Annotated in this window: 15 protein-coding genes; 4 read left to right on the plus strand and 11 right to left on the minus strand. The window is 36.7% G+C overall.

Annotated elements, in window-relative coordinates:
• Positions 1–82 precede the first annotated feature (82 nt).
• The 3 genes from xseB to dxs are packed head-to-tail and all read left to right on the plus strand — an operon-like array spanning position 83 to position 3,144.
• Positions 83–322 carry an exodeoxyribonuclease VII small subunit gene (xseB, locus tag DV417_RS07925; protein ID WP_005628882.1) on the plus strand — a complete coding sequence of 80 codons (240 nt, stop codon included), beginning with the start codon at positions 83–85 and terminating at the stop codon, positions 320–322.
• Entirely contained in the window at positions 322–1,212 is an 891-nt protein-coding gene (gene ispA, locus DV417_RS07930; RefSeq protein WP_118879307.1) for a (2E,6E)-farnesyl diphosphate synthase, read from the plus strand. The genes xseB and ispA overlap by 1 nt, the downstream gene beginning before the upstream one ends.
• Before the next feature lie 54 nt (positions 1,213–1,266).
• The gene (dxs, locus tag DV417_RS07935) at positions 1,267–3,144 is read left to right on the plus strand and encodes a 1-deoxy-D-xylulose-5-phosphate synthase (protein ID WP_118879308.1); all 1,878 of its coding nucleotides are present in this window, start codon (positions 1,267–1,269) and stop codon (positions 3,142–3,144) included.
• A gap of 35 nt (positions 3,145–3,179) precedes the next feature.
• Here dxs and DV417_RS07940 read toward each other — a convergent pair whose 3' ends face one another.
• From DV417_RS07940 to rplM, 4 genes are all read right to left on the minus strand, one after another.
• Positions 3,180–3,632, minus strand: a complete 453-nt coding sequence (locus DV417_RS07940) for a ClpXP protease specificity-enhancing factor (protein WP_042593399.1) — start codon at positions 3,630–3,632, stop codon at positions 3,180–3,182.
• Positions 3,632–4,270, minus strand: coding sequence for a stringent starvation protein SspA (sspA, locus tag DV417_RS07945; protein ID WP_111407396.1), 639 nt, complete (start codon positions 4,268–4,270; stop codon positions 3,632–3,634). Before sspA ends, DV417_RS07940 begins: the two co-directional genes overlap by 1 nt.
• A gap of 173 nt (positions 4,271–4,443) precedes the next feature.
• On the minus strand, positions 4,444–4,836 hold the full coding sequence (gene rpsI / locus DV417_RS07950; protein ID WP_118879309.1) for a 30S ribosomal protein S9: 393 nt from the start codon (positions 4,834–4,836) through the stop codon (positions 4,444–4,446).
• Between the two features lie 16 nt (positions 4,837–4,852).
• Positions 4,853–5,281, minus strand: coding sequence for a 50S ribosomal protein L13 (rplM, locus tag DV417_RS07955; RefSeq protein ID WP_005628896.1), 429 nt, complete (start codon positions 5,279–5,281; stop codon positions 4,853–4,855).
• A gap of 310 nt (positions 5,282–5,591) precedes the next feature.
• Between rplM and metF the strand changes: the two genes are divergently transcribed.
• The gene (metF, locus tag DV417_RS07960) at positions 5,592–6,473 is read left to right on the plus strand and encodes a methylenetetrahydrofolate reductase (protein WP_053465565.1); all 882 of its coding nucleotides are present in this window, start codon (positions 5,592–5,594) and stop codon (positions 6,471–6,473) included.
• Positions 6,474–6,558: 85 nt separating this feature from the next.
• Here metF and bioD read toward each other — a convergent pair whose 3' ends face one another.
• From bioD to DV417_RS08000, 7 genes are all read right to left on the minus strand, one after another.
• Entirely contained in the window at positions 6,559–7,287 is a 729-nt protein-coding gene (gene bioD / locus DV417_RS07965) for a dethiobiotin synthase (protein WP_009500562.1), read from the minus strand.
• Between the two features lie 101 nt (positions 7,288–7,388).
• Entirely contained in the window at positions 7,389–7,655 is a 267-nt protein-coding gene (locus DV417_RS07975) for a YcgL domain-containing protein (RefSeq protein ID WP_005637899.1), read from the minus strand.
• A gap of 78 nt (positions 7,656–7,733) precedes the next feature.
• Positions 7,734–8,135: a hypothetical protein gene (locus DV417_RS07980; RefSeq protein ID WP_118879311.1), complete on the minus strand. Its 402-nt coding sequence runs from the start codon at positions 8,133–8,135 to the stop codon at positions 7,734–7,736.
• 220 nt (positions 8,136–8,355) lie between these two features.
• The gene (sixA, locus tag DV417_RS07985; protein WP_118879312.1) at positions 8,356–8,853 is read right to left on the minus strand and encodes a phosphohistidine phosphatase SixA; all 498 of its coding nucleotides are present in this window, start codon (positions 8,851–8,853) and stop codon (positions 8,356–8,358) included.
• A gap of 59 nt (positions 8,854–8,912) precedes the next feature.
• On the minus strand, positions 8,913–10,247 hold the full coding sequence (gene glmM / locus DV417_RS07990) for a phosphoglucosamine mutase (RefSeq protein WP_118808529.1): 1,335 nt from the start codon (positions 10,245–10,247) through the stop codon (positions 8,913–8,915).
• Between the two features lie 37 nt (positions 10,248–10,284).
• Positions 10,285–11,112 carry a dihydropteroate synthase gene (gene folP / locus DV417_RS07995; RefSeq protein ID WP_118879313.1) on the minus strand — a complete coding sequence of 276 codons (828 nt, stop codon included), beginning with the start codon at positions 11,110–11,112 and terminating at the stop codon, positions 10,285–10,287.
• A 145-nt stretch (positions 11,113–11,257) separates the two neighbouring features.
• Positions 11,258–12,015: autotransporter outer membrane beta-barrel domain-containing protein (locus DV417_RS08000; RefSeq protein ID WP_118879314.1), on the minus strand; the 758-nt coding region annotated here is incomplete at its 5' end.

Genomic DNA, 12,015 nt, shown 5'->3' on the forward strand with positions numbered 1-12,015 from the left:
CTAGCTTGAAATAATTTTTTAACAACGCAAGTAAAATACAGTACAATGGCAAGCAATTTTTACCGTGAAAAAGGATAATTCCATGGCGCGTAAACCCGCATCTTCACAAGATTTTGAAACAACGTTAGCACAGTTAGAAAATATTGTTACACATTTAGAAAATGGCGATCTGCCGTTAGAAGAAGCGTTAAAAGAATTTGAACAAGGTGTGCAACTGGCTAAGTTAGGGCAAGAACGTTTACAACAAGCAGAACAACGTATTCAGATCTTATTGCAAAAAACTGAAGATGCCCCACTGAATGATTATGAAGGGAATGCTTAATGGGTAACTTTTCTGAAGAATTACAGCAAGTTCAAACTCGTATCAATCGCTTTTTAGAAGCCCAATTTGAGGGTATTGAAAGTTATAATGCACCTTTGCTTGACGCGATGAAATACGCATTATTACTTGGTGGTAAACGGGTTAGACCTTTTTTAGTTTACGCAACAGGTCAAATGCTTGGGGCTGAGAAACAAACCTTAGATTACGCTGCCGCTGCTATTGAAGCCATTCATGCCTATTCCTTAATTCACGATGATTTACCTGCAATGGATGATGACAATCTACGTCGTGGGCATCCTACTTGTCATATCCAATTTGATGAAGCTACGGCTATTCTTGCGGGCGATGCGCTGCAAAGTTTTGCTTTTGAAATGTTAACTAAAACGCCAAATATTTCTTCTGAACAAAAACTGGCTTTAGTTCAAATTTTAGCGCAAGGCTCTGGCGTACAAGGAATGTGCTTAGGGCAAAGTTTAGATCTTATTTCTGAGCATAAACAAATTAGCTTAAGCGAATTAGAATTAATCCATCGTAACAAAACGGGCGCATTGCTGATTACTGCATTAAAATTAGGTTTCATTTGTTCTTCGCATTTTACCGATAAAACGTTAGAACAATCCTTAACACAATATGCGGAAGCCATTGGCTTAGCCTTTCAAGTTCAAGATGATATTTTAGATATTGAGGGTGATAGCGCAGAAATTGGCAAACAAGTCGGCGCCGATCTTGATTTAGATAAAAGTACATATCCAAAATTACTTGGGTTAAGCGGCGCAAAACAAAAAGCGCAAGATCTATATCAAAGTGCTTTGTCTGAATTAGAAAAAATTCCTTTTGATACGACCGCACTTCGTGCATTAGCTGAATTCATTATTACTAGAAAAAGTTAATACCGACCGCATCAATGCTCACAAAGTGCGGTCAAAAATTATAACGTTTTTAAAATGACTAACAATATGAACAATTACCCCTTATTATCTTTGATTAATTCACCAGAAGATTTGCGTCTTTTAAATAAAGATCAGCTACCACAACTCTGCCAAGAATTACGAGGTTATCTTTTAGAATCTGTTAGTCAAACTAGCGGGCATTTAGCATCAGGTTTAGGCACTGTAGAGCTAACCGTTGCACTACATTACGTATATAAAACACCATTTGATCAGTTAATTTGGGATGTTGGACATCAAGCTTATCCACATAAAATTTTAACCGGTCGTCGAGATCAAATGTCCACAATTCGCCAAAAAGACGGCATTCATCCCTTTCCTTGGCGTGAAGAAAGTGAATTTGATGTATTAAGCGTTGGCCACTCCTCTACTTCTATTAGTGCAGGATTAGGTATTGCTGTCGCCGCAGAACGAGAAAATGCAGGTAGAAAAACGGTATGCGTAATCGGTGACGGCGCAATTACTGCAGGAATGGCTTTTGAAGCTTTGAATCACGCAGGTTCGGTTCATACCGATATGCTGGTCATTTTAAATGACAATGAAATGTCTATTTCAGAAAATGTTGGCGCATTGAATAATCACCTCGCTCGTATTTTCTCTGGTTCTATCTACTCCACATTACGAGATGGAAGTAAAAAAATTCTCGATAAAGTTCCACCTGTAAAAAACTTTATGAAAAAAACCGAAGAACATATGAAAGGAGTGATGTTCTCGCCAGAAAGTACATTATTTGAAGAACTCGGTTTTAATTATATTGGCCCTGTAGACGGGCATAACATTGACGAATTAGTGGCAACACTTACGAATATGCGTAATCTGAAGGGACCACAATTCTTACATATCAAAACGAAAAAAGGTAAAGGGTACGAGCCCGCAGAAAAAGATCCGATTGGATTCCACGGCGTACCAAAATTTGACCCAATCAGTGGAGAATTGCCTAAAAATAATAGCAAACCAACTTATTCAAAAATTTTTGGTGATTGGCTATGCGAAATGGCAGAAAAAGACTCCAAAATTATTGGTATCACACCAGCAATGCGCGAAGGTTCTGGCATGGTGGAGTTTTCCCAACGTTTCCCAGAACAATATTTTGATGTGGCGATTGCTGAACAACACGCCGTCACGTTTGCCACTGGACTTGCTATTGGTGGATATAAACCTGTAGTTGCGATTTACTCAACATTTCTACAACGTGCTTACGACCAGCTAATTCACGACGTTGCCATTCAAAATCTCCCTGTATTATTTGCGATTGATCGCGCAGGTATCGTAGGGGCTGATGGCCCAACACACCAAGGGGCATTTGATCTCAGCTTTATGCGTTGCATTCCAAATATGATTATCATGACACCAAGTGATGAAAATGAATGCCGTCAAATGCTCTATACAGGTTATCAATGTGGAAAACCTGCGGCTGTGCGTTATCCTCGCGGAAATGCCATTGGTGTTGAACTAACACCTTTAGAAATGCTTCCTATCGGTAAATCACGTTTAATTCGAGAAGGTCAAAAAATTGCGATTTTAAACTTTGGTACCCTGTTACCATCTGCGTTAGAGGCAGCAGAAAAACTCAATGCAACAGTTGTCGATATGCGTTTTGTGAAACCGATTGATATTGAAATGATTAATGTGCTTGCACAAACTCATGATTATTTAGTTACATTAGAAGAAAATGCAATTCAAGGTGGAGCTGGCTCTGCGGTTGCTGAAGTACTAAATTCATCTGGAAAATCAACAGCACTTTTACAGCTTGGTTTGCCAGATTATTTTATTCCACAAGCAACACAGCAAGAGGCATTAAAAGATTTGGGATTAGATTCAAAAGGAATTGAAGACAAAATTCTCAACTTTATTGCAAAACAGGACAATTTATAAAAATAAACGCGATGGTAACTTCATCGCGTTTTTTCTTAATCAACAATTCTTAAATGGGAAACTGATTTTGTTTTCTTTTTTTCTTCTCGTTTTCTAGGGCTATCTACAGCCTCATGAAAACTAGTTGGTTGTTCAGTATCTGGCTCAGAATTAAGTTCATCGTAAACCTCTTCTGGCTCAAACATCACGCCATCACCATTTTCACGAGCATAGATCGCAAGCGCTGCGCCCATCGGAATATACAGCTCACGAGAAACACCTTTAAAGCGCGCATTAAACTGGATGAAATCATTTGTCAGTTGTAAATTGCCCGTAGCATTGGCAGACAAGTTCAATACAATCTGCCCATCTTTTACATATTCAACAGGAACATTCACACCTAAGTAAGTCGCATCAACAACTAAATAAGGCGTGAAACTATTATCTACTAGCCAATCATAATAGGCGCGCAATAAATAAGGACGCTTAGGGGAAGATTTATATTCCATTATTTATCATCCATCAAATTTTTTGGTGCAGCTTCACCTACAGACTGCAAGAATGAATCTCGACTAAATACACGATCCATATATCCCTTAATTGGTTTACTACCTGGACCTGTAAATTCCACACCTAAATGTTTTAATTTCCATAACAATGGCGCAACGTAACAATCCACTAAACCAAACTCTTCATTCATAAAATAAGGCATTTGCTGGAAAACTGGTGTGATTGCTAAAAGTTCTTCTTTTAATTGTTTGAGCGCTTCAGCTTTTTCACTTTCTGTACCATTTTCTGCTTTCTTGAGAGTTGGATACCAATCTTGTTCAATTCGTAACATCAAAAGACGATCTTTTGCTCGAGAAACTGGGTACACTTGCATTAATGGTGGATGCGGAAAACGCTCGTCAAGATATTCCATAATAATTCGTGAACTAAACAAAACAAGATCACGATCAACTAACGTAGGCACCGTAGCATACGGATTTAATTCCATTAAATCTTCTGGTAATGCTTGCAAATCAACTTCTTCGTTCTCATAAAGTACACCTTTTTCAGCTAAAACAATTTTTACCTGATGACAGTAAATATCATCTTTATTTGAAAAAAGGGTCATTACTGAACGTTTACTTGATGCGCTGGACATTTATTCCTCCGAAGATCCAAAAATATTCTATATTTTATAAGGGGTGTGTATTCTACCACAAAGCGTAAGTCATTTGCCAAATAATTCTTTTTTATTGTTTTATAATCAATAAGTTAGATAACAAAAAAGCAGAGATTTTTCTCTGCTTTTCTTTTTCGAAACGAAAATAAAAATTAACGTTTTGAGTATTGTGGACGACGACGTGCTTTGTGTAAACCCACTTTTTTACGTTCAACGCGACGTGCGTCACGAGTAACGAAACCAGCTGCACGAAGTGCTGGGCGTAATGTTTCATCGTATTCCATCAATGCACGAGTGATACCGTGACGGATCGCACCCGCTTGACCAGAAACACCACCACCTTTAACTGTGATGTATAGGTCTAATTTATCAGTTAACTCAACCAATTCTAATGGTTGACGTACTACCATGCGTGCAGTTTCACGGCCGAAGTAAACGTCTAATTCACGTTGGTTGATAGTGATTTTACCACTGCCCGGTTTGATAAATACACGAGCTGAAGAGCTTTTGCGGCGGCCTGTGCCGTAGTTTTGATTCTCTGCCATTTTCTAAACCTCGTGATTAAATATCTAATACTTGTGGTTGTTGTGCAGCGTGTTGGTGTTCAGCACCCGCGTACACTTTTAATTTACGGAACATTGCACGGCCTAATGGACCTTTTGGCAACATACCTTTAACCGCAATTTCAATCACTGCTTCAGGACGGCGAGCGATCATTTCTTTGAAAGTCGCTTGTTTAATACCACCTACATAGCCAGTGTGCCAGTAGTAAAGTTTATCTGTTTCTTTACGACCAGTTACTGCCACTTTGTCTGCGTTGATAACGATGATGTAATCACCAGTATCTACGTGCGGAGTGTACTCAGCCTTGTGTTTACCACGAAGACGACGTGCTAATTCAGTCGCTAAACGACCTAAAGTTTTACCTGTCGCATCTACTACGTACCAGTCGCGTTTAACCGTTTCTGGTTTTGCTACAAAAGTTTTCATTAATTAATTACCAAAAATTAGTTTGATACCCAGTGTTCTTACGAACACAACCATTGATCTTAATCGTCACCCCTTCGAATGAGATCTCGATAAAATAATGTACGATGGGAATTCGCACATTTACAGGGTCGGTGTATTATACATATTTATTTCATATATGCTAATTTTTTATGCAAAATTTTAGTATTTTTACTGAAACCTATTTACATTAACTAAATTAATATTTTTAATGAATTTATTAAAATTGACTCATACATAAAGTTATTTTATTGTTAACTCAAATATCATCATACTAGCTATAGGAATTTTTATGAGCTACGCTAAAGAAATTGACACGCTTAACCAGCACATCGCTGACTTCAATAAAAAAATTAATGTTTCTTTTGAATTTTTCCCACCAAAAAATGAAAAAATGGAAACGCTTTTATGGGATTCGATTCATCGTTTAAAAGTGTTAAAACCTAAATTCGTTTCTGTTACTTACGGCGCAAACTCTGGAGAACGTGACCGCACTCATAGCATTGTAAAAGCAATCAAACAAGAAACTGGATTAGAAGCGGCTCCGCATTTAACTGGTATTGATGCCACACCTGAAGAATTAAAACAAATTGCTAAAGATTACTGGGACAGTGGTATTCGTCGCATCGTTGCGTTACGCGGTGACGAACCTAAAGGATATGCTAAAAAACCATTTTATGCGTCAGATCTTGTGGAATTACTCCGCTCTGTCGCTGATTTTGATATTTCTGTAGCAGCTTATCCAGAAGTTCATCCAGAAGCAAAATCAGCACAAGCAGACTTGATTAATTTAAAACGTAAAATTGATGCAGGTGCAAATCATGTTATCACTCAATTTTTCTTTGATATTGAAAACTACCTACGTTTCCGTGATCGTTGTGCATCAATTGGTATTGATACTGAAATCGTGCCGGGTATTTTACCTGTAACTAACTTTAAGCAATTACAAAAAATGGCTTCTTTCACTAATGTGAAAATTCCTGCATGGCTTGTTAACGCTTATGAAGGATTAGACGATGATCAAACTACTCGTAATCTTGTAGCAGCAAGTGTTGCAATGGATATGGTGAAAATTTTATCTCGCGAAGGAGTGAATGACTTCCATTTCTATACACTAAATCGTAGTGAATTAACTTATGCAATTTGTCATATGTTAGGTGTAAGACCAGAATAACTTAAAGATAAGATATCTTTCTTCCATGAAATAAGGGCGTTATTTACGCCCTTATCTAAATATAAAAAACTTTAACCGCACTTTATTATTTGACTAACTCTGTTTGCATATACATTAATCGATCAATATCCGTCAAATAATGTCCCAATTCTTGCTCTTCTGCTTTATGCAAATAAGGAATTTTACCTAAAAGTGGAGCATCAATATGCTCAACAAGCAAATCAACAATTTCTGCATAATGGCTTAATAATGGATTAACACGGTTAGCTATCCAGCCCAATAGAGGCACACCTAGCTGTTGAATCGCTTGCACAGTCAACAACGCGTGATTCACACAACCATCTTTAATACCAACCACAAGAACTACAGGCATTTTTCGTTGTGCAACCCAATCAGCAAAACTTTTTCCTTCCGCCATTGGAGTCATTAAACCAAACGACCCCTCAACCACCACAGACTGATAATTTTGATTTAATCGAGTTAAATCATGATTAATTTTATCTAACTTAATACGCGTCCTATCTTGTGTCAGCATCGGCGCGCTATGGCTAAAGGTATAACTATTAATATCCTTGTAGGACACATTTTCTTTGGTTGAATCCATTAATGTTAATACATCTGAATTTGATAAATTATCATAATCTGATGTATTTTCTTCTTGCATCGCAGGGTAAATACTTTCCTCACCGCAACAAGCAATGGGTTTATAGCCAACCACTTGCACACCTTGTTTTTGCAAGGCTTGAATAATCGCGCGGGTTGCCGTGGTTTTTCCCACATTTGTATCTGTCCCCGCAACAAAAAAGCTGCTCATTTTTCTCTCCTTTAAAAAGTGCGGTGGATTTTAAAAGAATTTTTTCTTTAAAAATTTGAGATAACGCAAATTTTCTCTTTTTCGTATCAAAAATAAACAATTTATTTGATCTCACTCAAGCTATTAAATAAACCATCATCTTGTTTTGGTATTTGCAAATAAAATCCTTGTTGTTTAATTTTTTCCAATACCTCATTACAATCTACATTATGTAGAGGCTTGCTCCCAAGTAAATTAAACATCATCACTAATTCTGGTTTTCCAAAGTGGCTCAGCAACACTTCTGGCACTTGAGAAAAATCCTCTCTTTTCGCAATATACAGATAGCTTCCCGGTTTCTTTTTACTTTTATAAATAGCACATAACATATTTTGTTTTCCTAAATAAAAAATCCCTATTAAATTTCTTTAACAGGGATTTTATCATTTATTAAATTGATTAAAGCATTATTTTGCAGCTTCTTTTACTGCATCAGCTGCTTGAGTTGCTTTTTCAGAAACGGATTCTTTAACTTCAGTCATTTTAGAAGTAGCAGCATCTTTCATTTCGCTAACTTTAGCTGCTGTAGCATCTTTTACTTGTTCAACTTGTGCCATTGCTGCATCTTTAACTTCAGTAGCTTTCTCTACTGCAGTGTTTTTCACTTCAGTTGAAGCTTGTTTAGCAGCATCTTTAACATCAGCAACAGCATTAGTTGCTGCGTCCTTTGCTTCAGAAACCATTGATGTTGCCGCTTGTTTAGCAGCGTCAACTTTTTGTGCCGCTTCTTCTTTATCGAAACAACCAGTTACCGCTAAAGCTGAACCTAAAACTAATGCTAGTGTTAATTTTTTCATAATTTTCTCCATAGAATAAATCTTGATTACGGCAAAGCCCAATTGCTTTGATATGGCGTAGTTTACGGAAATTTTATTAAAAGAAAATAGCTAATAAAAAAATTTACATTTCTGATAAATACATAAGTGTAAAAAATAGCATTAACACATTGATATTAAATATATTTTAAAAAAGTTCCATAGAAAATTTTTATTTTTTATAAAGAAATGTATATGAATATATGTTTTAGATTTAATCAATCTTATGAATTTCTCTAGATGCTTGATGCATCAATATTTCTGATTTATTACCATCCCATAATAATTGAGCAATAGTTGCAGGATAAAATGGTATTGGATTTCGTTTTCCATATAGTTCAGCAACGATTTCTCCAACTAAAGGTAAATGAGAAATAATCAACACAGACTTAACCCCACCATGTTTCAGCACTTCTAAATAATCAATGACTAAATTAGCATGGCCATAAGGGGTTATTCCCTCCCAAGTTTCAAGTTTATTTTCTAACTCCAAATCAAACGTTTGATTAACTTGATGAAAGGTTTCTTGAGCTCTGACATAAGGGCTCACTAAAATACGGTCTAGTGAATTAATTAATAGCGTACTTAAATGCTGTTTTAACCATTCTCCTTGAGAAAAAGCTTGTTTAATACCATAAGCAGTTAAGCGACGAGCTTTATCACTATTAGCCATTACTTCAGCCTCGCCATGACGCATAATAAAAATATTCATTTTGCTTTCCTAAGTATTTGATAAAAATAAACCGCACTAAATAAAGTGCGGTTAAAAAATTAATGAGATTTAACTGCTTCTGCAATTTCTTCTGCACATTGTTGTGCAAGTGTGGCATCTTGACATTCCACCATAACGCGAATAAGTGGTTCTGTACCCGATTTACGCAATAAAATACGACCTTTGCCTTCTAAACGTTTTTCAACGTCTGCGGCAACAGACTTCACGGCGTCACTTTCAAGTGGATTTTCCCCACCTGCAAAACGTACATTGATTAACACTTGAGGGAATAATTTAACCGCACTCGCTAATTCATTTAATGATAATTTATGCTGTGCCATCGCCGCCAATACAGCTAATGACGCAACAATGCCATCGCCAGTTGTATTTTTATCCGCAATGATAATATGTCCTGAATTCTCACCACCAAGCGTCCAATCGTTTTCAACCATTTTTTCCAATACGTAACGGTCGCCTACATTTGCACGTAAGAAAGGAACGCCAAGCATTTTCAACGCAATCTCTAAGCTCATATTACTCATTAATGTGCCAACGACACCGCCTTTTAATTGACCTGATCGCAATGCTTCACGCGCAATAATAAAGAGAATTTGGTCACCATCGACTTTATTTCCTAAATGATCGACCATCATAATGCGGTCACCATCGCCATCATAAGCTAAGCCAACGTCAGCTTTAGTCTCAACAACTTTAGCTTGTAATGCTGTCACATCAGTTGCGCCACATTTTTCATTAATGTTCAAACCATTTGGATCTGTACCAATTTCAATGACTTCCGCACCTAGCTCTCTCAACACGTTAGGCGCAATATGGTAGGTTGCACCATTCGCACAATCTACCACGATCTTATAACCTTCCAAGCCTAAATGAGCGGGGAATGTGCCTTTACAAAACTCAATGTAGCGTCCTGCCGCATCATTAATACGGCTTGCTTTACCTAATTCAGCAGATTCCACACAATCCATAGGTTGCTCTAACATCGCTTCAATTGCTTCTTCAATTTCATCAGGTAATTTAGTCCCTTTTGCTGAAAAGAATTTAATCCCATTATCATAATAAGGATTATGTGAAGCTGAGATCACGATACCCGCTTCAGCACGGAAAGTTCTGGTTAAATAAGCAATAGCAGGTGTAGGCATAGGGCCAGTAAATGCAGCAGATAAACCCGCAGCAGCCAAACCTGCTTCAAGGGCTGATTCCAACATATATCCAGAAATTCGGGTATCTTTACCGATTAAAACCATTTTAGAACCTTGGGAAGCCAATACTTTTCCTGCAGCCCAGCCTAATTTTAATGCGAAATCTGGTGTGATTGGATAAGTGCCCACTTTTCCACGTACACCATCTGTTCCAAAATATTTACGATTTGCCATAATAAAATTCCTTTAATTTTTTATCGTTATAAAACCATCAGGCATTTTCTGTTGCCTGCCAAACTTTGAGCATATCTGATGTTGCAGCAACATCATGTACGCGTAAAATTTTTGCACCTTTTTGCGCTGCAATAAGCGCACCTGCCGCACTACCTATCACTCGCTGATCGACGGGTTTATCAAGCACAGCGCCAATCATTGATTTGCGAGATAATCCCGCTAATACTGGATAGCCTATGTGACAAAATTCATCCAGATTTTGTAATAATTGATAATTATGCTGTACAGACTTACCAAAACAAAATCCCATGTCCCAAATTAAGTTTTCTTTTTTAACACCAGCAGAAAGACATTCATTAGTACGTTTCTGTAAAAAAGCTAATACATCTTGTACGACATTTTCATAATGAGGATTTACCTGCATCGTTCTAGGTTGCCCTTGCATATGCATAATACAAACAGGTAAAGCCAGTTTTACCGCCGTTTCTAACGCATTTGGCTCTTGCAAAGCACGAATATCATTAATCAAATCCATTCCAACACTTGCTGCTTCACGCATCACAACTGCTTTTGAAGAATCGACAGAAATCCAGCAATCAAAACGGCTTCGCACCGCCTCCACTACTGGCACAACACGATGCAATTCTTCTTGTTCAGATACTTCATCTGCATTAGGGCGCGTAGATTCACCACCAATATCAATAATTGTCGCACCTTCTTCCAACATTTTTTCAACTTGAAAAAGCGCTTTATCCAAACTAAAAAACTGTCCGCTATCAGAAAAAGAATCAGGAGTAAAATTAAGGATCCCCATAATTTGGGGAACGCTTAAATCAAGACATTTATTATTCGCGTAAAGTTTCATAAAGTACGGTGGATTTTTAGATTGATTTTAGTCGGGCGATTATAACGGAATACGCTGAAGAAAAAAATCATTAGGGAAAAATAAAGCCTTTCCGAAGAAAGGCTATTAGCATAGAACGTAGAATGATTTATCTCAACTAGTCAAATTAGAAGCTGTATCTTAATCCTAAATTAACTTGCCAATCTTGTCTAATTAGATGTTTATTAGAACGCTGAACATCCAAGTAAATCTGTCTTCCTTTTTTCTTATTTTCATGGCTGATACCTACTCCGTAATTAAACCAATCATCCTTATTATTCATTTCTATTTTAGCTGTATTTAGATCATTAAGGACTGAGCCTAAAAATTCCTTATTATACATAAGTTTAATATAAGGGCTTAACACACTATCGCCATAAAAATCTAATCCAGCTCTAAATCCAATACGTCCAATTAAACTATTTGAATTTTTAGCCATTGATTTCAAACCATTTGAAGAATGAAGTATATAATCATCTACAAATTGATAAATCAATTGCATTTCAGGTTGAATATAAAATGCTTTTTCTTTTTTATGTAAAAGATAAGATCTTTTCCCAGTCTCAATAGATAATAAGTAAGAATTAATATTTGCATTATTTGATTTAACATTTTCATTAGAATAATTCACAATGTCATATTTTCCTTTATACCGCATCATCTTACCGACTAAATCAATGTAAATATCATTATTTTTATTTAACCAGGTAGAATAAATACCAATGCCTTTACCGGATATTTTTGTTTTACCTTCAAAGCGTTTAGGGTATGTGGAAGCATTTAGATTCTCGACTGAAATTCCGTTGTAATTAATCCAATTATTTCTTAAATTCAACCAATCAAAACCGGCTTTAATTCCCCAATAATGAGTATTAAAACTACCGA

Source organism: Haemophilus haemolyticus (genome assembly GCF_003490935.1).
GTDB classification, from domain to species: domain Bacteria; phylum Pseudomonadota; class Gammaproteobacteria; order Enterobacterales; family Pasteurellaceae; genus Haemophilus; species Haemophilus haemolyticus_M.